The sequence below is a fragment of the Isoptericola chiayiensis genome (assembly GCF_013149805.1).
Taxonomy (GTDB): domain Bacteria; phylum Actinomycetota; class Actinomycetes; order Actinomycetales; family Cellulomonadaceae; genus Isoptericola; species Isoptericola chiayiensis.
On the sequence record NZ_JABEZT010000003.1, the window covers coordinates 90,956 to 111,953 of the forward strand.

The 20,998-nt window shown below is 70.2% G+C and carries 19 protein-coding genes and 2 tRNA genes; 8 read left to right on the forward strand and 13 right to left on the reverse strand.

What is annotated here, in order from left to right:
* Nucleotides 1-37: 37 nt before the first annotated feature.
* From HDG68_RS06645 to dnaA, 11 genes are all read right to left on the reverse strand, one after another.
* Nucleotides 38-110, reverse strand: a tRNA-Ala gene (locus HDG68_RS06645).
* A 10-nt stretch (nt 111-120) separates the two neighbouring features.
* Nucleotides 121-240, reverse strand: a complete 120-nt coding sequence (locus tag HDG68_RS16690) for a DLW-39 family protein (protein ID WP_216648134.1) — start codon at nt 238-240, stop codon at nt 121-123.
* A 27-nt stretch (nt 241-267) separates the two neighbouring features.
* A tRNA-Ile gene (locus tag HDG68_RS06650) sits at nt 268-341 on the reverse strand.
* 124 nt (nt 342-465) lie between these two features.
* Nucleotides 466-1,380 carry a DUF3566 domain-containing protein gene (locus tag HDG68_RS06655; RefSeq protein ID WP_172150489.1) on the reverse strand — a complete coding sequence of 305 codons (915 nt, stop codon included), beginning with the start codon at nt 1,378-1,380 and terminating at the stop codon, nt 466-468.
* A complete protein-coding gene (gene gyrA, locus HDG68_RS06660) occupies nt 1,380-4,001 on the reverse strand; it encodes a DNA gyrase subunit A (protein ID WP_172150491.1) in 2,622 nt (873 codons plus the stop codon). The genes HDG68_RS06655 and gyrA overlap by 1 nt, the downstream gene beginning before the upstream one ends.
* Nucleotides 4,002-4,092: 91 nt before the next feature.
* Nucleotides 4,093-6,186, reverse strand: a complete 2,094-nt coding sequence (gene gyrB, locus HDG68_RS06665) for a DNA topoisomerase (ATP-hydrolyzing) subunit B (protein WP_172150493.1) — start codon at nt 6,184-6,186, stop codon at nt 4,093-4,095.
* 327 nt (nt 6,187-6,513) lie between these two features.
* Entirely contained in the window at nt 6,514-7,011 is a 498-nt protein-coding gene (locus HDG68_RS06670; protein ID WP_216648180.1) for a DciA family protein, read from the reverse strand.
* A 112-nt stretch (nt 7,012-7,123) separates the two neighbouring features.
* Nucleotides 7,124-8,320, reverse strand: coding sequence for a DNA replication/repair protein RecF (gene recF / locus HDG68_RS06675; protein ID WP_172150497.1), 1,197 nt, complete (start codon nt 8,318-8,320; stop codon nt 7,124-7,126).
* Between the two features lie 18 nt (nt 8,321-8,338).
* Nucleotides 8,339-9,232 (reverse strand): phosphogluconate dehydrogenase (NAD(+)-dependent, decarboxylating), encoded by an 894-nt coding sequence (gene gnd / locus HDG68_RS06680; RefSeq protein WP_172150499.1) that lies wholly within the window; start codon nt 9,230-9,232, stop codon nt 8,339-8,341.
* Nucleotides 9,233-9,321: 89 nt separating this feature from the next.
* Nucleotides 9,322-10,455: a DNA polymerase III subunit beta gene (dnaN, locus tag HDG68_RS06685; protein ID WP_172150502.1), complete on the reverse strand. Its 1,134-nt coding sequence runs from the start codon at nt 10,453-10,455 to the stop codon at nt 9,322-9,324.
* A gap of 618 nt (nt 10,456-11,073) precedes the next feature.
* Nucleotides 11,074-12,507 (reverse strand): chromosomal replication initiator protein DnaA, encoded by a 1,434-nt coding sequence (gene dnaA, locus HDG68_RS06690; protein ID WP_172150504.1) that lies wholly within the window; start codon nt 12,505-12,507, stop codon nt 11,074-11,076.
* A 315-nt stretch (nt 12,508-12,822) separates the two neighbouring features.
* On the opposite strand from dnaA, the gene rpmH reads away from it, so the two are divergent.
* The 8 genes from rpmH (at nt 12,823) to HDG68_RS06730 (ending at nt 18,545) form a co-directional block, all read left to right on the forward strand.
* Nucleotides 12,823-12,960, forward strand: coding sequence for a 50S ribosomal protein L34 (rpmH, locus tag HDG68_RS06695; RefSeq protein ID WP_013840089.1), 138 nt, complete (start codon nt 12,823-12,825; stop codon nt 12,958-12,960).
* Between the two features lie 3 nt (nt 12,961-12,963).
* Nucleotides 12,964-13,323: a ribonuclease P protein component gene (gene rnpA / locus HDG68_RS06700; RefSeq protein ID WP_172150506.1), complete on the forward strand. Its 360-nt coding sequence runs from the start codon at nt 12,964-12,966 to the stop codon at nt 13,321-13,323.
* Nucleotides 13,320-13,616 (forward strand): membrane protein insertion efficiency factor YidD, encoded by a 297-nt coding sequence (gene yidD / locus HDG68_RS06705; RefSeq protein WP_172150508.1) that lies wholly within the window; start codon nt 13,320-13,322, stop codon nt 13,614-13,616. The genes rnpA and yidD overlap by 4 nt, the downstream gene beginning before the upstream one ends.
* Nucleotides 13,617-13,664: 48 nt before the next feature.
* A complete protein-coding gene (gene yidC / locus HDG68_RS06710) occupies nt 13,665-14,609 on the forward strand; it encodes a membrane protein insertase YidC (protein ID WP_172150510.1) in 945 nt (314 codons plus the stop codon).
* Nucleotides 14,610-14,619: 10 nt separating this feature from the next.
* Nucleotides 14,620-15,135 (forward strand): Jag family protein, encoded by a 516-nt coding sequence (locus HDG68_RS06715; protein WP_172150512.1) that lies wholly within the window; start codon nt 14,620-14,622, stop codon nt 15,133-15,135.
* A gap of 97 nt (nt 15,136-15,232) precedes the next feature.
* Entirely contained in the window at nt 15,233-15,880 is a 648-nt protein-coding gene (gene rsmG / locus HDG68_RS06720; RefSeq protein ID WP_172150514.1) for a 16S rRNA (guanine(527)-N(7))-methyltransferase RsmG, read from the forward strand.
* Between the two features lie 143 nt (nt 15,881-16,023).
* Nucleotides 16,024-17,085: a ParA family protein gene (locus tag HDG68_RS06725; protein ID WP_425483756.1), complete on the forward strand. Its 1,062-nt coding sequence runs from the start codon at nt 16,024-16,026 to the stop codon at nt 17,083-17,085.
* 110 nt (nt 17,086-17,195) lie between these two features.
* Complete coding sequence (locus HDG68_RS06730; RefSeq protein WP_172150516.1) at nt 17,196-18,545, forward strand: ParB/RepB/Spo0J family partition protein; 1,350 nt, start codon at nt 17,196-17,198, stop codon at nt 18,543-18,545.
* A 164-nt stretch (nt 18,546-18,709) separates the two neighbouring features.
* Here the strand turns inward: HDG68_RS06730 and HDG68_RS06735 are convergent, their stop codons facing one another.
* The gene (locus tag HDG68_RS06735) at nt 18,710-19,705 is read right to left on the reverse strand and encodes a D-alanine--D-alanine ligase family protein (RefSeq protein WP_172150518.1); all 996 of its coding nucleotides are present in this window, start codon (nt 19,703-19,705) and stop codon (nt 18,710-18,712) included.
* Nucleotides 19,706-19,736: 31 nt separating this feature from the next.
* Nucleotides 19,737-20,972, reverse strand: a complete 1,236-nt coding sequence (locus tag HDG68_RS06740) for an aminotransferase-like domain-containing protein (RefSeq protein ID WP_216648183.1) — start codon at nt 20,970-20,972, stop codon at nt 19,737-19,739.
* Between the last annotated feature and the right edge of the window lie 26 nt (nt 20,973-20,998).

Here is a 20,998-nt window from a genome sequence, read left to right on the forward strand (position 1 = left end):
CCCGTCCGTGCCGGACGGGGGCTCTCGTGTACTCGGGTGGAGCCAGGGGGACTCGAACCCCCAACCCCCTGCTTGCAAAGCAGGTGCGCTACCAGTTGCGCCATGGCCCCGGGAGGGTGGTCAGTCGAGGGAGTCGGTGACCTCGGTCCACAGGTCACGGTCGGCGGCGTCCGCCGAGACGCGCCGCCAGACGAGGTAGCCGGCCGCTGCGGCGAACAGCACGACGATCAGCTTCTTCATGCTGGACCTCCTCGTCAGGCAGGGGAGTGGGGCTAGGAGGACTTGAACCTCCGACCTCTTCCTTATCAGGGAAGCGCTCTAACCGTCTGAGCTATAGCCCCTCGCACCGTCCCGATCAGGGCGTGCAGCACGGAACATTACCGTACCGGGCTGCCCGCACCCAAACCGGAATCGGGCCGGTCCGGTGTGACGTCCGTCGCCACCGGCCCGCGCCGCGGGACGGTCTCACTCGTCCGTGAGGGCGACGTGCACGCCACCCACCAGGGCGGCCGTGATGTTGTAGAGGATCGCCATGATCGTGGCCAGCGCGGTCATCAGCACCATGTTCACCAGCGCGACCAGCATCGAGAGCGAGATGACTCGTTCGAACGCGACGAACTGCGTGATGTCGATCGCCTGGTTGCCCAGGGTCTCCACCAGGAACTCCTGGATCGTGCCGAACGTGCCCATGCTGTTGAGCATGTACCAGGCCACGGCGGTGGCCACCACCATCATGATGCCGACGGCGAACGACAGCAGGAACGCGAGCTTCATGACGGACCACGGGTCCACGCGGGAGACCGAGAGCCGGACCCGCCGTACCCCGGCCTCCGTGGCTGCCACCGGCTGGGCGCCCGTCTGCGGCTGCTGCGCGGTGCCGTGCACCCCGCCGACGGAGTAGTGCATCTCGGGACGCGGCGCCGAGCGGTCCGCGGAGTCCGGCGCCGGCGGGGGCGGCGGGGTAGCACCCGGCGTGCCGGTCGCACCCGACGGCGGCGCGGACGCGTCGGCGGTCCGGCCGGAGGCGGAGGCCGACGACGACGCCGACTGGACCTTCCGCGCGGCGTTCCGGGCGGCAGCGAGCGCCGTGGCCGCAGCCTTGACGGCCCCCTCCTTCATGGGCGAGGAGGTCTGCTCCGCGGGCTCCGCCGGCTGCTCGGCGGGAGCCGCCGGCTGCTCCGTCTGCTCCGTCGACTGCGGCTCCCCGGAGACGGAGTCCGTACCGGCGGGCTCCGACGGCGCTGCCGACGTCTTCTCGGGGGAGCTCTTGCCGTTGCCGGTCGTGGCGGGCTCGGAATCGCTCACGGGCGTCATCGACTGCGTGGCCTCGACGTCCTCCTCGGAAGCCGCGGTGCGCTGCGAGGTGTTCTGGCTCGACATCAGATGTTCCCGTCCCCGGTCTCGTCCTGCGCCGGCGGGGCTGCCGTCGCGTCCTCGGTCGAGCCGTTCTCGGCGACTCGTCCCTCCACGCTAACCGACTCCTCGTCCTCGCGACGCTCGACGTTCCGGGCGACGGCGATGATCCGGTCGCCCTTCGCGGGCTTGGCGAAGGTCACGCCCTGCGTGGTGCGACCCGTGAGGTTGACCTCGTCGACGCGGGAACGCACGATCTTGCCCTGCTTCATGATGACGAGCACCTCGGTGTCCGCCTCGGTGACGAGCGCGCCCACCAGGTCGCCCCGGGCCTCGACGAGGTTCGCCACCTTGATGCCGTAGCCGTTGCGCCCCTGCAGGCGGTACTCCTCGATGCGGGTCCGCTTGGCGAACCCGCCCTCGGTCACGACGAACAGGTCGGTCTCCGGTTCGACGACGTCGGCGGCCAGCAGCTCGTCGTCGTCGCGGAACTTCATGCCGGTGACGCCGGAGGTGGCGCGGCCCATGGGACGCAGCGTCTCGTCGTCGGCCGGGAAGCGGATCGACTGGCCCTTGCGGGAGACGAGGATCAGCTCGTCGTCCGCGTCCACGAGGCGGGCGGCGACCAGCTCGTCCGGGGTGCCGTCGTCGTCCGTGCGCAGGTTGATGGCGATGAGCCCGCCGCTGCGCGGCGAGTCGTAGTCGCCCAGGCGGGTCTTCTTCACCAGTCCGCGCCGGGTGGCGAGGACCAGGTACTCGGCGTCGTCGTAGTCCCGCAGGGCCAGCACCTGGGCGATCTTCTCGCCCGGCTGGAACGCCAGGAGGTTGGCCACGTGCTGGCCCTTGGCGTCCCGGGCCTGCTCGGGCAGCTCGTAGCCCTTGGCCCGGTAGACACGGCCGGCGTCGGTGAAGAACAGCAGCCAGTGGTGCGTCGTGGTCACGAAGAAGTGGTCGACGATGTCGTCCTCGCGCAGCTGGGCGCCGCGCACGCCCTTGCCGCCGCGGCGCTGGGCCCGGTACGAGTCCGACCGGGTGCGCTTCGCGTAGCCGCCGCGCGTGATCGTGACGACCACGTCCTCCTCGGGGATGAGGTCCTCGACGGACATGTCGCCGTCGAACGGGAGGATGTGGGTGCGGCGCTCGTCGCCCCACTTCTCGGTGACCTCGTCGAGCTCGTCGCCGACGATGGCCCGCTGCCGCTCCGGCTTCGCCAGGATGTCGCGGTAGTCGAGGATCTCGGCCTGGAGCCGCGCGTGCTCGTCGAGGATCTTCTGCCGCTCCAGGGCCGCCAGGCGGCGCAGCTGCAGCGCGAGGATCGCGTTGGCCTGGTCCTCGTCGATGCCGAGCAGCTCCCGCAGCCCGGTACGCGCCTCCTCGACGTCGGGGGAGCGGCGGATGAGCGCGATGACCTCGTCGAGGGCGTCGAGGGCGCGCAGGTAGCCCTCGTAGATGTGGATCTGCTCCTCGGCGGCCCTGAGCAGGTACTCGGTGCGCCGGCGCACGACGTCGATCTGGTGCTGCGTCCAGTGCCGCACGAACGCGTCGAGGCTGAGCGTGCGGGGCACGTCGTCGACGAGGGCGAGCATGTTGGCGCTGAAGTTGTCCTGCAGCGGCGTGTGCTTGTAGAGGTTGTTGAGGACGACCTTGGCGATGGCGTCGCGCTTGAGCACGATGACGAGGCGCTGGCCCGTGCGACCCGAGGTCTCGTCGCGGATGTCCGCGATCCCCTGGATGCGTCCGTCGTTGACGAGGTCGGCGATCTTCGTGGCCAGGTTGTCCGGGTTCACCATGTAGGGCAGCTCGGTGACCACGAGGCAGGTCCGGTTCTGGATCTCCTCGACGTTCACCACCGCGCGCATCGTGATCGACCCGCGGCCGGTTCGGTAGGCCTCCTCGATCCCCTTGGTGCCGAGGATCTGCGCACCGGTCGGGAAGTCCGGGCCCTTGATCCGCTTGAGCAGCGCGGCGAGCAGCTCCTCCTTCGGCGCGTCCGGGTTGGCGAGGTGCCACCGGACGCCGTCGGCCACCTCGCGCATGTTGTGCGGCGGGATGTTGGTGGCCATGCCGACGGCGATGCCCGCGGAGCCGTTGACCAGCAGGTTCGGGATGCGCGCCGGCAGGACGGTGGGCTCCTGGGTGCGGCCGTCGTAGTTGTCCTGGAAGTCGACGGTGTCCTTGTCGATGTCCCGGACCATCTCGAGGGCGAGCGGCGCCATCTTGCACTCGGTGTACCGCGGGGCGGCCGCCGGGTCGTTCCCGGGGGAGCCGAAGTTCCCCTGCCCGGCGACGAGCGGGTAGCGCAGCACCCAGTCCTGCACCAGGCGGACCAGGGTGTCGTAGATGGCCGTGTCACCGTGCGGGTGGTACTTGCCCATGACGTCGCCGACGACGCGCGAGCACTTCGAGAACGCCCGGTCGGGGCGGTATCCGCCGTCGTACATCGCGTACAGCACGCGCCGGTGCACCGGCTTGAGCCCGTCGCGCACGTCGGGCAGCGCACGGCCCACGATCACGCTCATCGCGTAGTCGAGGTACGAGCGCTGCATCTCGAGCTGCAGGTCGACCTGCTCGATGCGCCCGTGGTGCACCAGCGTGTCGGGCACGCCGTCGGTGCCCTCCGTGTCGAGTCCGGGGGTCTCGTCCGTCACCGTCTACCGTTCCTTCCTGCGCCGCCCGGGCGCGGGTACCGCTCCATGTACATGTGATCTGGTGACGATGTACAGACACCGTCCGACCAGGTCAGATGTCGAGGAAGCGGACGTCCTTGGCGTTGCGCTGGATGAAGCTGCGGCGGGACTCGACGTCCTCGCCCATCAGGACCGAGAAGATCTCGTCGGCCGCGGCCGCGTCGTCCATGGTCACCTGCAGCAGGGTCCGGTGCTCCGGGTCCATCGTGGTGTCCCACAGCTCCGAGTAGTCCATCTCGCCCAGACCCTTGTACCGCTGGATGCCGTTGTCCTTCGGGATCCGCTTGCCGGCGGCCAGACCCTGCTCCAGGAACGCGTCGCGCTCCCGGTCGGAGTACACGTAGTCGTGCGGCGCGTTGGTCCACTTGAGCCGGTACAGCGGCGGCTGGGCCAGGTACACGTACCCGTGCTCGATGAGCGGGCGCATGTAGCGGAACAGCAGCGTCAGCAGCAGGGTGCAGATGTGCTGACCGTCGACGTCGGCGTCCGCCATCAGCACGATCTTGTGGTACCGCAGCTTCGACAGGTCGAAGTCCTCGCCGATACCGGTGCCGAACGCCGTGATCAGCGCCTGCACCTCGTTGTTCGACAGCGCCTTGTCGAGGCGGGCCCGCTCCACGTTGAGGATCTTGCCGCGGATCGGCAGGATCGCCTGGTTGTGGGGGTCGCGCCCGCGCACCGCCGAACCACCGGCCGAGTCACCCTCGACGATGTAGACCTCGCACTCGTCGGGACGGTTCGACTGGCAGTCCTTGAGCTTGCCCGGCATGCCGCCGGAGTTCAGGATCCCCTTGCGACGCGTGGCCTCGCGGGCCTTGCGGGCCGCGATGCGGGCCTGGGACGCCGAGATCGCCTTGCGGATGACGTCGCGCGCCTCGTTGGGGTGGGCGTCGAACCAGTCCGTCAGCCGCTCGCGGACGATGCGCTGCACGAACGTCTTCGCCTCGGTGTTGCCGAGCTTGGTCTTCGTCTGCCCCTCGAACTGCGGCTCGGAGAGCTTGACCGACAGCACCGCCGTCAGGCCCTCGCGGATGTCGTCGCCCGTGAGGTTCTCGTCCTTGTCCTTGAGGATCGCCTTGTCACGCGCGTACGAGTTGACCAGGGTGGTCAGCGCCGCCCGGAAGCCCTCCTCGTGCGTGCCGCCCTCCGTCGTGGAGATCGTGTTCGCGAACGTGTGCACCGACTCGCTGTAGGCGCCCGTCCACTGCATCGCGATCTCCACCGAGATCTTCTGCGCGTCGTCCTCCGCCTCGAGGTCGATGACCTCCGGGTGGATGATCTCGGACTTCTTGGCACCGTTGATGTGCTTGACGTAGTCCGTCAGACCGCCGTCGTACTTGAACGTCACGGTCCGCACCGCGCCGGACGCCGACTCGGCGTCGTGCACCTCGTCGTCGGGGGAGGCGGTGCCGTCCTGGTCGGCCTCGCCGTCCTGCGCCGCCACCGCGGCCAGCACCTGGCGCGAGTCCAGGGTCCCGGTGACCTCGTCCGGGCCCGAGACGTGCTCGGCGCGCTCGTCGGTCAGCGTGATGCGCAGCCCCTTGTTCAGGAAGGCCATCTGCTGGAAGCGGGAGCGCAGCGTCTCGAAGTCGTAGTCCGTGGTCTCGAAGATCCCCGGGTCCGCCCAGAAGGTCTGGGTGGTGCCGGTCTCGGTGGTCTCGCCGAGCTGCTGCAGCTCACCGACCGGAGCCCCGCCGTCGGCGAACTCCTGGCGCCAGGCGTACCCGTCGCGCGAGACCTCGGTGACCACCCGCGTCGACAGCGCGTTGACCACGGAGATGCCCACGCCGTGCAGACCGCCGGAGACCGCGTACCCGCCGCCGCCGAACTTGCCGCCGGCGTGCAGGATCGTCATGACGACCTCGACCGTGGGCCGGCCCTCGGTGGGGTGCATGGCCACGGGGATGCCGCGGCCGTTGTCGCGCACGCGCACGCCGCCGTCGGCCAGCAGCGTCACGTCGATGGTGTCGGCGTGCCCCGCCAGGGCCTCGTCCACCGAGTTGTCCACGACCTCGTAGACCAGGTGGTGCAGGCCTCGTTCGCCGGTGGACCCGATGTACATGCCGGGTCGTTTGCGGACGGCCTCGAGACCCTCGAGGACGGTGATGTTCCCGGCGTCGTACGTGCCGTCGGATCGCTGAGCCACAGGCTGGAGCACTCCTCGTCGTCCAGGCACTCGACAGGGACTCCCGGACCGGGGTCCGGGCCGCGACGCAAGGACGGGCACAGGAGTGCCGGCCGCGGGTCGGTGCCGTCGTGCCACCAGGAGACCACCGGGGCCCGAGCAGTCGACGACCGGCCCGGCGGTGACGCGGAGGGGCCGGTCGAATCGTTCTTCACGAGCCCGGGAAACCACCCGGGGACACCCGCTCAGTCTACCGTGAAGGCGCAAGAATTCGCGGGTTCCGGGCTCCGCGCGTGTGCGTTCTCACACGTTGTCCACAGGCCTGTCCACATCGCTGCCGGATCGGGGTCACCCGTACGTGTCGCGAGGGCCCGGACCGCGCACCGACCGGCGTCCACGACGGAAGCTCGGGCCCGCCGGACCCAGCACCGTCACCTGCTCCACGACGCCCTCACCGACCTCCTCGTCCAGACGGCGACGCAGCGTCGGCAGCAGCAACCGCACCTGCGTGGCCCACGCGGTGGAGTCGGCGCGCACCACGAGCACGCCGTCCTCGAACGTCTCCGGCACGCAGTGCTGCGCCACCTGGTCGCCGACGACCTCCGACCACCGGCCGATGACGCCACCGACCGAGACATCCTGCGTCCAGCCCTTGTCCCGCAGCAGCCGCGACACCACGTCCGACAGCAGCCGCGGGTCCCTCGCACCCGGACCCTTGCCCGGGTCCTTGCGCGGCTCGGCCAGCGGGGAGCGGCGCGACGGCGCCCCCGGGCGCAGCCCCTTCGCCCGCGCGGCGGCCTTGGCCCGGTTGAGCGCCTCGCGCGCCACCTCCGCGGCCGGCGTCAGCTCGGTCCGCTCGACGACGGGACGCGGGTCGCGCGGGTCCCGCCCGGCCGGGGCGGGGGAGGCCGCCGACGCTCCGCCGTCGTCCCCGCCCTCCGGGAGCGCGCCGGTCGGCTCAGACACGAGTGACCCGGCCCTCGGCGACCTCGAACCGGGCCCCCAGGAGCTGGTCCGGCACGTCCTGCGGCACCGCCGCCGTCACCAGCACCTGGCGCGCCGGGGCCACCAGGTCGGCCAGCCGTTCGCGCCGGCGCACGTCCAGCTCGGCGAACACGTCGTCCAGGACGAGGACCGGATCGGCGTCCGACCCGTGGTCCGGGTCCCAGAAGACCTCGTCAGCGCCCGTCGGGACGCCGCCACCGCCGCCCAGCAGGCGGAACGAGGCCAGCCGCAGCGCCAGCGCGAACGACCACGACTCGCCGTGGCTCGCGTACCCCTTGGCCGGCAGCCCGCCGAGCGTGAGCACCAGGTCGTCCCGGTGCGGACCGACCAGGCTCTGCCCCCGCTCGACCTCGGCGGTCCGCTGCTCCTGGATCGCCGCGAGCATCGCCTTCTCGAGGTCCTCGGGCGCCGGGGACGACGACGGCGCGGCGGTCGCGTCGTCGGGCACCACCGTCGAGCGGTACGTCAGCTCCGCGCGGCCGTCGGCATCGCTGACCTGCTCGTACGCCTCCGCGACGGCCGGCCGCAACGCCGCGACCAGGGCGGTGCGCCAGGCGAGCACCTGAGCGCCGAGCTGCGCGGCGCGCGCGTCCCACACCTCCAGGGGCGCGATGTCGGGGTCACGGCCCGCGGCCCGCTGCCCCCGCAGCGACTTCAGCAGCGCGGAGCGCTGCCGCACGACGCGTTCGTAGTCCGCGTGCACGCCCGCCGCACGGGGCAGGAGCTGCACCACGAGCTGGTCCAGGAACCGCCGTCGTCCCTCCGGGTCGCCCTTGACCAGGGCGAGGTCCTCCGGTGCGAACAGCACCGTGCGCAGGATGCCGAGCACGTCCCGCGCGCGCCCCAGATGACCCCGGTTGATCCGGGCCCGGTTCGCCTTGCCGGCGGTGATCTCGAGCTCGACGGTCGACGCCCGGTCCCCGCGCACCACCCGCGTGCGCACCACGGCGCGCTGCGCCCCAGCGCGGATCAGGGGCGTGTCGTTCGGCACCCGGTGGCTGCCCAGCGTGGCGACGTAGCCGACGGCCTCGACCAGGTTCGTCTTGCCCCGCCCGTTGCGGCCGACGAACGCGTTCGGCCCGGGTTCGAGCTCGACGTCCGTCGCCGGGTAGGACCGGAAGTCGAGCAGCGACAGGTGCGAGACGTACATGACTCCAGTGTGGCGCGACTACTCGGCAGGGCGGACGGCGTGCCCGCCGAACTGCTGGCGCAGCGCCGCGACCGCCTTCATGGCCGGCGACTGGGTCTGGCGGGACTGGAAGCGGGAGAACAGCGCAGCGGAGATCACCGGCAGGGGGACGGCGTTGTCGATCGCCTCGTCGACCGTCCAGCGGCCCTCGCCCGAGTCGTCCACCCAGTCGTCGATGGCGGCCAGGTCCGGGTCCGCCTCGAGCGCCTTGACCATGAGGTCCAGCAGCCAGGACCGCACCACGGTGCCGCGGCTCCAGGCCTTCATGGTGCCGTGGACGTCCGTGACCACGTCCTCCTTGGCCGTGAGCAGCTCGTAACCCTCGGCGTAGGCCTGCATCAGCCCGTACTCGATGCCGTTGTGGACCATCTTCGCGAAGTGCCCGGCACCGACCCGGCCGGCGTGCACGAACCCCTCGTCCCGCGGGCCCTCGGGCCGCAGCGCGTCGAACACCGGCATGAGCCGCTCGACGTCGGCGTCCGCACCGCCGCACATGAGGCCGTAGCCGTTCTCCAGCCCCCAGATACCGCCCGAGACACCCACGTCGACGTAGCCGATGCCGCGCTCGCCCAGCTCGGCCGCGCGAGCCTGGTCCTCGGGGTAGTGGGAGTTCCCGCCCTCGACGACCACGTCGCCGTCCTCGAGGAGCGTGCCGAGCTCGTCCACGACGCCCCGCGTGGGTTCACCGGCCGGCACCATCACCCACACGACGCGCGGGGCCGGCAGCGCCTCGACCAGTGCCGCGAGGGAGGGGACGTCGGAGACCTCCGGCCGCGGGTCGTACCCGGTCACCTCGATCCCGGCGCGACGCAGCCGCTCGCGCATGTTGCTGCCCATCCTGCCGAGCCCGACCAGACCCATGTGGGTGACCATGTGAACAACCTCCGATGTGCGGTCGCTGCGAGCGTACGGCCTGTGTCCGCCCACCGCGCGTGGAGCGCCCGGGGGCGATCCGGGAGGGGTCAGGAGGAGAAGCGGATCGGGACCAGCAGGTAGCGGTACTCCGAGGAGTCCTCGCCGTCCAGCGACTCCTGGCCGGTGAACTCCACGGGCTTGTTCGGGTGCGTGAACGACATGCGCACGAAGTCGGTGCCGAGCGCGCCCAGCCCGTCGAGCAGGAACTGCGGGTTGAACGCCACCTGGATGTCCTCGCCGACCAGGACAGCCTCCAGGGCCTCGGAGGCCTGCGCGTCGTCGCCCTGCCCGGCGTCCAGCACGACCTGGCCCTCGGAGAACGCCAGTCGGATCGGGGTGTTGCGCTCCGCGACCAGCGAGACGCGCTTGGCGGCGTCGATGAGGGCCTGGGTGGGCACGACGGCGTGGATGGGCGTGGCGTCGGGGAACAGCCGGCGCACGGCGGGGTAGTCACCGTCGACGAGCTGGGAGGTGGTCTGGCGGCCGCCCGCCTCGAAGCCGATGAGGTCCACGCCCTCGCCCGTGCTGAGGCCGACGTTGACCAGCCCGCCGCCCGAGCCCAGGGACTTGGCGACGTCGGTCAGCGTGCGGGCCCGGACGAGCGCGACGGCGGAGAACCCCGGGGTGGCGGGCGTCCACGTCAGCTCGCGCAGCGCCAGACGGTAGCGGTCCGTGGCCAGCAGGGTGATCCGCTCGCCCTCGATCTCCATGCGGACGCCGGTCAGCAGCGGGAGGGTGTCGTCCCGGCTGGCGGCGACGCTGACCTGCGCCACGGCGTGCGTCAGCGAGTCACCGGTGACGGTCCCGGTGAGCTCCGGCATCGCGGGCAGGGCCGGGTACTCCTCGACGGGCATGGTCAGCAGCGTGAAGCGCGAGGCGCCGCAGGTCAGGACGACCTTGTTGCCCTCGACCGAGACGTCGACCGGCTTGTTCGGCAGGGCACGAGAGATCTCGGCCAGCAGCCGACCCGAGACCAGCACGGTGCCGGCCTCCGACACCTCCGCCGCGATCTCGGAGCGGGCCGAGACCTCGTAGTCGAAGCTCGCCAGCGTGATGGAGCCCGAGACGTCGGCCTCGAGGCGCACGCCGGCCAGCACCGGTGCCGGAGGCCGGGTGGGGAGGGTGCGTGCCGTCCAGGTCACGGCATCGGCCAGGACGTCGCGCTCAACCCGGAACTTCATCCCACTCCTCAGTGTCCTCGTGCGAACCGACGGCGCGGACGCCCCGATGCCGTCCGCTGCGTGCTCCGTGCCTCTGCACCTCGCCTGCACCGCAGCGGCACCGGACCTGCGCCGTCGTCCGTGCAAACACTACCGCGTACGACCGACAGCAGGCCTTCCCGGACCAGGGGTGCGCTCACGAGGTCCACGGGCCATGAAGGCGGGTGGGTCATCTGGAGGAGAGAACACGTTCATCATCGTCGTAGGGGTTGTGGATTCTGGGGACGAGGCGCGTTGTCGCAGGTCAGCAGGCATGGCGTCGTGTGGACCGGGCTGGGGGCGGACCTGTGGGCAACTCGTGGTGCCTGTGGGCGACGGATTCCTTGCCCACAGGCATCCACCGATCGGGCCTCGTTCGTCCACCGTTCACGCGGCGTGTTCCACAGGCATCCACAGATTCGTCCACAGGTGTGCATCGACGGAGCGGGACGATCGAGCGATATGTCCACATCTGGGGTCCACAGGCCTGGGGACGAGAGTGCCCGGACGGGACGATCCCGGGCCGCGGGATGTGGGAAACCCTGTGCACGAGGCCCGTCCACAGGGTTGTGGACGCTGTGGACGGACCAGGCGTCCTGCTCAGGCGCGGTGCTGCTGCTGCTTGATGCGGCTCGTCAGCTCGGTCACCTGGTTGTAGGTGGACCGCCGCTCGGCCATCTGGCCGGCGATCTTCTTGTTGGCGTGCATGACCGTGGTGTGGTCACGGCCGCCGAACTGCTGTCCGATCTTCGGCAGGGACAGGTCGGTCATCTCGCGGCACAGGTACATGGCGATCTGCCGGGCCGTCACCAGCACCCGGGAGCGCGACGAGCCGCACAGGTCGTCGATCGTCAGCCCGAAGTAGGCGGCGGTCTGGGCGATGACCATCGCCGGGGTGATCTCCGCGGCCTGGTCGTCGTCCGTGATGAGGTCCTTGAGGACGATCTCGGTCAGCGCGGAGTCCACCTGCTGCTTGTTGAGGTTGGCGAACGCCGTGACGCGGATCAGCGCACCCTCGAGCTCGCGGATGTTGGTGGAGATCCGCGAGGCGATGTAGCTGAGCGCCTCGTCCGGGACCGCGAGGTGCTCGCTCGCGGCCTTCTTGCGCAGGATCGCGATGCGCGTCTCGAGGTCGGGCGGCTGGACGTCCGTGATCAGGCCCCACTCGAACCGGGACCGCAGGCGGTCCTCGAACCCGTCGAGCTGCTTGGGCGGCAGGTCGGAGGTGATCACCACCTGCTTGTCCGCGTTGTGCAGGGCGTTGAACGTGTGGAAGAACTCCTCCATCGTCTGTTCCTTGCCCTGCAGGAACTGGATGTCGTCGATCAGCAGCACGTCGACGTCGCGGTACCGGCGCTGGAAGGCTCCCGTGCGTCCCTCGCCGATGCTGTTGATGAAGTCGTTGGTGAACTCCTCGGAGTTCACGTACCGCACGCGCACGTGCGGGTAGAGGTTGTGGGCGTAGTGCCCGATGGCGTGCAGCAGGTGCGTCTTGCCCAGGCCCGAGTCGCCGTAGATGAACAGGGGGTTGTAGGCCTTGGCCGGCGCCTCGGCGACGGCCACCGCGGCGGCGTGGGCGAACCGGTTGGAGGAGCCGATGACGAACGTCTCGAAGATGTACTTCGGGTTGAGGCGGGTGGCCTCCGCGGACTCGCGACGGTCCACGGGCGGGGCGGCCACCACGGGCTCGGCCGGTGCACCGGGCATCGCGGGGTCGTCGACCGGCGGCGCGTAGTCCTGAGCCGGTCCGGCGAGGGCCTCGTGGCTGAGCTCCGGGTCCACGGTGATGCCGAACCGGATGTCTCGGCCGAGGGTGGACGACATCGCCGAGACGAGCTGGTCGCGCGCGCTGGTCTCCAGGTAGGTCCGCGTCTGCTCGTGCGGCACGGCGATGAACACCGTGTCGTCGACGATCGCCATCGGCTTGGCGAGCTTGATGAAGGCGAGCTGACGGGTGGTCATGTCGGACCGTGCCTCGAGCGTCGCCAACGTCTGCGACCAGACGTCGGTGATGTTCTCGTCGGGTTGTGGCACAGGGTCCTCCGGGGATGGTGCGGCTGAGGTGTCCACATAGTTTTCCACACCCTGTGGAGCCTGTGGACACGGGTGTGGACGAAGCGGTCCGAGACGTCGCCGTGTCGTCGTCGTCACGTCCGGCACGGTTGACCTCGGGGGCGCCGACGGCGTAACGTCAGACAGCCGTTCCAGGTACTTTCGCGCGCCCTCGTCCGGGTGCGAGCCTCGGGTCGGCCCGGTCGTCACCCTGCCGAGGCGAGGAACGACCTGCAACCTGACCGACATCGTCGAGGAACTGACGGTGTGCCTCCCCGACGTTTCTTGGAGTACCTCGTGAGCAAGCGGACCTTCCAGCCGAACAACCGCCGTCGTGCCAAGACCCACGGCTTCCGGCTGCGCATGCGCACCCGCGCCGGCCGCGCCATCCTGGCGAACCGCCGTCGCAAGGGTCGCGCCGAGCTCTCTGCCTGAGCGATGCTGCCCGCGGCGCGCCGGATGCGCCGCTCCGTCGACTTCGAACGGGCGGTGCGGCGCGGCGCGCGCGCAGGACGATCGACCGTGGTCGTCCACCTGGTCCGGGACCCGGACCAGGTGGACGGGCCGCTGGTCGGTCTTGTCGTATCCAAGGCCGTCGGCAACGCCGTGCGCAGGAATCTCGTCAAGCGTCGCCTCCGTGGCGCCGCCGCCCAGCACCTCGGGACGCTCCCCCCGGACGCCCTGATGGTGCTGCGTGCTCTGCCCGCCGCGAGTGATGTCCCGTATGCGAAGCTCGAGCGAGATGTCGCCCGGGGGATGGCCAAGGCCCTCGACCGCGCCACGGAGCCGGCGAGATGAGCACCTCGGTCCTCGAGCGCGGGCGTGAGCTCGCTCGGACGGTCCCGACAGCGGTGCTCGTCGGAGCGATCCGGATCTACCAGGCCGTCGTGTCGCCGTGGACGGGACCGACCTGCAAGTACTACCCCTCGTGCTCGCAGTACGCCGTGATCGCCCTCCGGCGGCACGGACCGCTGCGCGGTACCGGGCTCGCCCTCTGGCGGATCCTGCGGTGCAACCCCTGGAGCCTGGGCGGCGTCGACGACGTCCCGCCGGCTCGTGGACACGAGCACCGCGGCGCCCGCACACACTGATCTGCCGGGAGCGCGCCGCCCGGATCCGCTTTCCGACAGAGGAGACACATGGGGTTCTTCGATACGATCCTGTTCCCGATCCAATGGGTCGTGGCCTGGATCATGTACGGCTCTCACCAGCTGTTCACAGCGCTGGGGATGCAGGACGGCCCGGGGTTCGCCTGGGTCCTGTCGATCGTCGCGCTCGTGATCGTCATCCGGATCGTGCTGATCCCGCTGTTCTTCAAGCAGATCAAGGCCTCGCGCGGCATGCAGATCATGCAGCCGGAGCTGCAGGCGATCCAGAAGAAGTACAAGAACAAGAAGGACCCCTCGTCGCGTGAGGCCATGGGCCGCGAGACGATGGAGCTCTACCGCAAGCACGGCACGAACCCGATGGCGTCGTGCATGCCGATCCTGCTGCAGTCGCCGATCTTCTTCGCGCTGTTCCGGGTGCTCTACAACCTCCAGCCGATCGCTGAGGGAGAGCTCGACCCCATCGGGCCGATCGACCAGTCGGTCGCGGGGGACATCGAGAACTCGGACCTGTTCGGTGCCCAGCTCTCCGACGTCTTCCTGCAGACGGACGACTGGGGCGTCCGTGCCGTCATCCTGTTCCTCATCATCGCGATGAGCGCCACGACGTTCTTCACCCAGCGGCAGCTGACCATGAAGAACATGCCGAAGGCCGCGCTCGAGGGCCCGATGGCGAACACGCAGAAGATGATGCTCTACGTCCTGCCGCTCATCTTCCTGATCTCCGGCGTGAACTTCCCGGTGGGTGTGCTGATCTACTGGACCACGACGAACCTCTGGTCGATGGGGCAGCAGTTCTACACCATCAAGAAGATGCCGGCCCCCGGCTCGGAGGCCGAGCGGATCTTGAAGGAGAAGCAGGCAGCCAAGGCGGCGAAGAAGGGCATCGTGGTGGAGGAGGAGGCTCCCGAGCCCCCGAAGCCCCGCGGGCAGCGTCAGCAGCCGGTCCGCAAGGACCGTCAGAAGAGGAAGAAGTGAGGTGGGCACGATGACGGACGCCACGCCGGACACCAGCGTCGAGCTGACGAAGCGCCTCGAGGAAGAGGGCGAGGTCGCCGCCGACTACCTCGAGGAGCTGCTGGACATCGCCGACCTCGACGGCGACATCGACCTGGACATCCAGCACGACCGCGCCGCGGTCGAGGTCGTCTCCGAGGAGTCGCCACGGTCGCTCGACGTCCTCGTTGGCCGGGACGGGGAGGTGCTCGACGCGCTCCAGGACCTGACGCGGCTGGCCGTGCAGGCTCGCACCGGTGAACGGAGCCGGCTGATGCTCGACGTGGCGGGCTACCGGGCGGGGCGCCGGGCGGAGCTCGAGCGCCTCGCCGCCGAGGCCGTGGCCGGCGTCAAGGGCTCGGGAGAGCGCGCGACGCTGGCGCCGATGAACGCTTTCGAGCGCAAGGTCGTGCACGACGCCGTCGCCGCAGCCGGCCTCGTCAGCGACTCGGCAGGCGTCGAGCCGCACCGGTACGTGGTCATCCACCCCGCCGCCGACGCCTCGTGACGACGCACCGAGGGCCCGCTGTTTCACGTGAAACAGCGGGCCCTCGTGCTGTGTGCACATGGGACGACCAGCGCCCTGCCCGACCTGAGATGACAGGATGAACGCCATGGAACGCGACGACGAGCAGATCGGGCAGAGCGCCGCTGTCCGGGACTACTTCGGCACCCACTACGCAGCGATGTACCGCTTCTACGAGATGTTGCGTGACCAGGGTGAGCTCCGCGGCCTCATCGGTCCGCGCGAGGTCGGACGACTGTGGGACCGGCACCTGCTGAACTCGGCGGCCGTCGTGCCGTACCTCTCGTCGGCCAGATCGATCGTCGACGTCGGTTCCGGCGCGGGCCTTCCGGGCATCGTGATCGCCGTGCAGCGCCCGGACGCCGAGGTGATCCTCGTCGAACCGATGGAGCGCCGTGTCGCGTGGCTCACCGAGGTCAGCGAGGAACTGGAGCTCCAGAACGTGGAGGTGCGCCACGGTCGCGCCGAGGAGTACGACGGCGCCCTCGAGGCGGACGCCGTGACGTCCCGTGCCGTGGCGGCGCTGTCGAAGCTGGTGCGGATGAGCATGCCGTTGCTGCGCCCGGGCGGGGAGATGGTCGTGCTGAAGGGTCGCAACGTGGAGCGGGAGATCGAACCCGCACTGAAGGTTCTGCGCAGGTTCAAGGCGTCCGAGCCGGAGATCCTCGAGGGTTCGACGGTCGACGGTGCCGAGGCCACGACGATCCTTCGCGTCCGGCGCGGCTGAAAGTCAGGCGTGACCAGCGGAGCGACCCGCAATCGTTCCCCTGGCGGTGCGGGTGTCACCACGCTCCGGGCGACGCGAACAACGTAGAGTGAGCGCCGTAGCCGACGACTGGGCCACCCGAGCTGGAGGAGCGATCCGTGAGCATGAGCACCGACCGTCCGGACCCGTCCTCGGACGGTCGTGACTGGGCGACTCCCGACGGATCCGACGGAGATGTTTCACGTGAAACGCCGGCGCTGGAATGGGCCGCCGGAGCGGACGCGCTCGATGTGCATCGCGAGGCGTTGATGTCCTCGGTGCCGGAGGTCGACGACGAGACACCGCTCGCCGCTCAGCTGGCGCTCGACGCGCGGCGCCGTATCGATCTCGACGGCCGCAGGTTTCCTCGACCCGAGCGCACGCGCATCATCACGGTGGCGAATCAGAAGGGCGGCGTCGGCAAGACGACGACCACGGTGAACCTCGCCGCCGGACTGGCGCGCGCGGGACTCAAGGTGCTCGTCATCGACAACGACCCCCAGGGCAATGCGTCGACCGCGATGGGCTTGGAGCACCGCGCCGGCACGCCGTCGGTGTACGAGGTGCTGGTGGAGGACGGTCGCCTGGCCGACGCGGTGCAGGCATGCCCCGATGTCGACGGACTGTGGGGCGTTCCGGCGACCATCGACCTCTCGGGCGCCGAGGTCGAGCTCGTCTCCCTGGTTTCACGTGAAACACGACTGCGGAAGGCTCTGGACACGTATCTCGAGGAGCGGGTTGCTCGGGGGGAGGAGCGGATCGACTACGTGTTCGTGGACTGCCCGCCGAGCCTCGGACTGCTCACGGTCAACGCCTTCGTGACCGCGCGGGAGGTGCTGATCCCGATCCAGTGCGAGTACTACGCGCTGGAAGGCCTGAGCCAGCTCTTGAAGACCATCGAGCTCATCAAGGCGCACCTGAATCCGAATCTCATCGTCTCGACCATCCTGCTGACGATGTACGACGGTCGGACGAACCTGGCTCAACAGGTCGCCGCGGAGGTGCGGAGCCACTTCCCGGACCAGACGTTGCGGACGACGGTCCCGCGCTCGGTGCGGATCTCCGAGGCGCCCTCCTACGGGCAGACGGTGATCACCTACGACCCGGGCTCGACGGGCGCGCTCGCCTATCTGGAGGCGGCGCGCGAGATGTCGGAGCACGCGGTTCAACGCGCTGACCTGCGATGACGTGCGTACAGTGGTGAACGTGCCGTGAGGACCACAAGGTCGCGCCAGCGACACCTGGCGAGGACGACGCGGCGGCGACAGGCCGTCCAGGAGCAGAGAGCTGGGGGAGCATGAGCCAGAAGAAGCGAGGGCTCGGTCGAGGACTGGGGGCGTTGATCCCTCAGGGTCCTGTTCAGGACAAGCCCGTGGACGTGTTCTTCCCCGCGGGGAGGGACGAGTCGGACGGCAGCGCCGTGGCGACCGCCGAGCGTGACGAAGCGCCAGAAAGTGCCGAGAGCAGCGCGGAGTCCGCAGTGGGGGCCAGCCGCTCCCGCCGATCGGCGTCGTGGGACTCGGCGATCGCCGGCGGGCGCCTCGCGATCAACGGCGGTGCCGGACGCACCGACGAGGCGAACGATGACCCGGTCAGTGCTCTCGCGGGCCTGGCGGACCGGCTCGAGTCCGAGGCCACGCAGGTAGGTGACGACGAGCGGGTGGTGGGAACCGTCTCTGTCGTGGAGGTGGCGGAGCACGACGGCGGTGACGACCTCGCCTCGTCGACCTCGGCGGTCCCGACCGAGGGGGAGTCCGGTGGAGCTCCGTCGGACGCTGCGCACGTCGGGTCCCAGGACGGCGTCGAGCTGGTGCCGGTGCCCGGAGCGCACTTCGCCGAGGTGCCGGTCGCGGACATCCGCCCGAACGCCAAGCAGCCGCGCACGGTCTTCGACGAGGGTGACCTCGACGAGCTCGTCGACTCGATCAGCCAGATCGGTGTGCTGCAGCCCATCGTGGTGCGCCCCGATCCGGACGCCGGCTCCGGGTACGAGCTCATCATGGGTGAGCGCCGGTGGCGGGCCGCGCAGGAGGCCGGGCTCCAGACGATCCCGTCGATCGTCCGCGACACCGACGACTCCGAGATGCTGCGGGACGCGTTGCTGGAGAACCTGCACCGAGCTGCCCTCAACCCGCTCGAGGAGGCCGCGGCGTATCGTCAGCTGCTGGACGACTTCGGATGCACGCACGAGGAGCTGGCCGGCAGGATCGCACGGTCCCGCCCGCAGATCTCGAACACGCTGCGGCTGCTCCGTCTGCCACCGCTGGTGCAGCGCCGCGTGGCGGCGGGTGTGCTGTCGGCCGGCCACGCACGCGCGCTGCTCGGACTGAGCGATGGCGCGGAGATCGAGCGCTTGGCCCAGCGGATCGTCTCGGAGGGCCTGTCGGTGCGGGCTACCGAGGAGATCGTCACCCTGGTGGCCGAAGGTTCGGAGGAGAAGCCGAAGCGGCGTCAGCCGCGCGCCGGCCAACGGTCGGAGGCGATGTCCGAACTGGCCGGGCGTCTCTCGGACCGCTTCGAGACCCGCGTCAAGGTCGACCTGGGGAAGACCAAGGGCAAGATGACCGTGGAGTTCGCCTCCGTGGAGGACCTCAACCGGATCCTTCAGGTGATGGCACCCGAGGACCCGGGTCTGCTCAAGCCGTGAGTCCGGTTGCCTAGCGCCGTCGACACCGCAAGGCCCTGCGTCGTTTCACGTGAAACGACGCAGGGCCTTCGTCATGTCAGGGCTGGCTGGCGGGGCGACAAGGAGGCCTCGGTGTCGCGCCGGTGCTGGGACGCCCCTGTTTCACGTGAAACAGGGGGCGAGGATCAGTTCCGGGCCGAGACGGCCGCGTGCTCGACGATGCGGCGGTAGAGGGCCGGGAGCTGGTACCCGGCCGCCACGGCGGCCTGGGGGAGGAGCGACGTCTCGGTCATGCCCGGGGCCACGTTGACCTCGAGGACCCACGGGACACCGGCGCTGTCGAGGATGATGTCGGTGCGGGACAGGTGCTTGAGTCCCAGGGCGAGGTGGGCCCGGACGGCGACGTCGGAGACCGCTGCGGCGTCGGACGGATCGAGCCGGGCCGGCGTGAAGTACTCCACGGGACCGGGGTTGTACCGCGCGTCGTAGTCGTACGCGCCGTCGGTGACGATCTCCACGGGCGGCAGAGCTTCTAGGCCCTCGGGCCCGTCGACGACCGACACGGCGAGCTCGACACCGTCGACGGCGCGCTCGATGAGCGCGGTGTCGCCGTAGGCGAAGCAGTCCACCATGGCACGGGGGAAGTCGGCCGAGCGCTCGACGCGGGTCACGCCGAGCGCGGATCCGCCGCGCACGGGCTTGACCACCAGAGGGAGGCCGAGCCGGTCCTCGATGAGGTCGAGCACGCTCTGCGCCCCGAGGTCTCGGAAGAGTGCCTGGGGGAGCGTCACGTAGTCGGGGGTGTGCAGACCGGCCGTGAGGAGCTCGGCCTTGGCGACCGGCTTGGTCCAGGCCTGCCGGCTCTCCCGCGGACCCGTGCCGACCGTGGGCAGTCCGGTGAGCGCGAGGACGTCCTGCAGCGAACCGTCCTCGCCGCTCGCGCCGTGGAGGACCGGCCAGACCAGGGAAGGACGCGACTCGGCGAGGAACCGCAGCAGGTCGGCGTCGACGTCGTGCACGTGCACCTCGATGCCGGCCTCGCGAAGCGCGTCGGCGACGCGGCGTCCGGAGCGCAGGGAGACGTCGCGCTCGTGCGACAGCCCGCCGGCGAGAATGACGACAGGTCCGACATGACCTGACGTGGACGGAGCGTCGGGCAGGTCGGTGGTGGGGGAGGACATCGGGATGTTCACCTCGGGAGGAAGGTCGTGATCAGGCGAGGTCGGGGGACGGGTTCTCCACGTCCGAGGGGTCGTCGTCGGGACGCGCCGAGGTGCCGAACAGCTCGACCAGCTCCGCCTCGGCGTTGACGACGGTCGACAGCCGGCGCACGCCCTCCCGGATGCGGTCCGGCGTCGGGTAGCAGAAGGACAGGCGCATGTGGTCGGCGCCCTGACCGTCGGAGTAGAAGGCCGTCCCCGGGACGTAGGCCACCCGCTCGGTGACCGCGCGCGGCAGCATGGACTTGGCGTCGAGACCATCAGGCAGCCGGACCCAGACGAAGAAGCCTCCGGCGGGCACGTTCCAGCTCGCCGCGGGGATGTGCTCCGCCAGAGCGCCGACCAGCGCGTCCCGACGTTCCCGGTACAGCTCGCGGTAGTCCTTGATCTGGGCCCGCCAGTCGCAGGTCGACAGGTAGGTGTCCACAGCCAGCTGCGAGGCGTTCGAGGGCGACAGGATCGCGGACTCCGTGGCCAGCACCAGCTTCTCGCGCACGGCGTGGGGCGCGATCACGAAACCGACGCGGTACCCGGGGGCGAACGTCTTGGAGAACGAGCCGAGGTAGATGACGCCCTCGGCGTCGTAGGAGCGCAGGGCCGGGTAGGGATCGCCCTCGAACCCGAGCAGCCCGTACGGGTTGTCCTCGACCACGAGCACGTGGTGTCGCCGACAGATCTCGAGCACCTGGACGCGGCGCTCGACCGACATGGTCACGCCGGCCGGGTTGTGGAAGTTCGGGATGGTGTAGAGCATCTTGACCCGGCGTCCCTCGGCCTCGAGGCGGGTCAGGGTCTGCTCCAGCGCGGCGGGGATCAGGCCCTCGGCGTCGAGCTCCACGTGGACCACGTCGGCCTGGTAGGAGCGGAAGACCCCGAGCGCACCCACGTACGACGGCGCCTCGGCGACGATGACGTCACCCGGGTCGATGAACAGGCGCGTCACCAGGTCGAGTCCCTGCTGGGATCCGGTGGTCACGACGACGTCGTCCGGGTGGGCGTCGACGCCCTCGAGCGCGGCGACCTCGGTGATCTTCTCGCGCAGCGACTCCTCGCCCTGGCCGGAGCCGTACTGGAGCGCCGTCTCGCCCTTGGTGCGGATGAGGCGGTCCATCGCCTCGCCGATCACGTCGAGCGGGAGCCCGCTGATGTAGGGCATGCCGCCGGCCAGGGAGACGACCTCGGGGCGGTTCGCGACGGAGAAGAGCGCGCGGATCTCGGACGCTCGCATGCCGTGCGTCCGCTCGGCGTAGGCGC

Excerpts from the sequence above, each read along its gene's own strand:
- HDG68_RS16690 (WP_216648134.1), bottom strand. The coding sequence starts at position 240 with ATGAAGAAGCTGATCGTCGTGCTGTTCGCCGCAGCGGCCGGCTACCTC.
- rnpA (WP_172150506.1), top strand. The coding sequence starts at position 12,964 with ATGCTGCCCGCGGCGCGCCGGATGCGCCGCTCCGTCGACTTCGAACGG.
- yidD (WP_172150508.1), top strand. The coding sequence starts at position 13,320 with ATGAGCACCTCGGTCCTCGAGCGCGGGCGTGAGCTCGCTCGGACGGTC.
- HDG68_RS06715 (WP_172150512.1), top strand. The coding sequence starts at position 14,620 with ATGACGGACGCCACGCCGGACACCAGCGTCGAGCTGACGAAGCGCCTC.
- recF (WP_172150497.1), bottom strand. The coding sequence starts at position 8,320 with ATGTACGTCTCGCACCTGTCGCTGCTCGACTTCCGGTCCTACCCGGCG.
- HDG68_RS06735 (WP_172150518.1), bottom strand. The coding sequence starts at position 19,705 with ATGTCCTCCCCCACCACCGACCTGCCCGACGCTCCGTCCACGTCAGGT.
- rsmG (WP_172150514.1), top strand. The coding sequence starts at position 15,233 with ATGAACGCCATGGAACGCGACGACGAGCAGATCGGGCAGAGCGCCGCT.
- HDG68_RS06725 (WP_425483756.1), top strand. The coding sequence starts at position 16,024 with ATGAGCACCGACCGTCCGGACCCGTCCTCGGACGGTCGTGACTGGGCG.
- HDG68_RS06730 (WP_172150516.1), top strand. The coding sequence starts at position 17,196 with ATGAGCCAGAAGAAGCGAGGGCTCGGTCGAGGACTGGGGGCGTTGATC.
- dnaN (WP_172150502.1), bottom strand. The coding sequence starts at position 10,455 with ATGAAGTTCCGGGTTGAGCGCGACGTCCTGGCCGATGCCGTGACCTGG.
- HDG68_RS06740 (WP_216648183.1), bottom strand. The coding sequence starts at position 20,972 with ATGCGAGCGTCCGAGATCCGCGCGCTCTTCTCCGTCGCGAACCGCCCC.
- gnd (WP_172150499.1), bottom strand. The coding sequence starts at position 9,232 with ATGGTCACCCACATGGGTCTGGTCGGGCTCGGCAGGATGGGCAGCAAC.
- HDG68_RS06655 (WP_172150489.1), bottom strand. The coding sequence starts at position 1,380 with ATGTCGAGCCAGAACACCTCGCAGCGCACCGCGGCTTCCGAGGAGGAC.
- yidC (WP_172150510.1), top strand. The coding sequence starts at position 13,665 with ATGGGGTTCTTCGATACGATCCTGTTCCCGATCCAATGGGTCGTGGCC.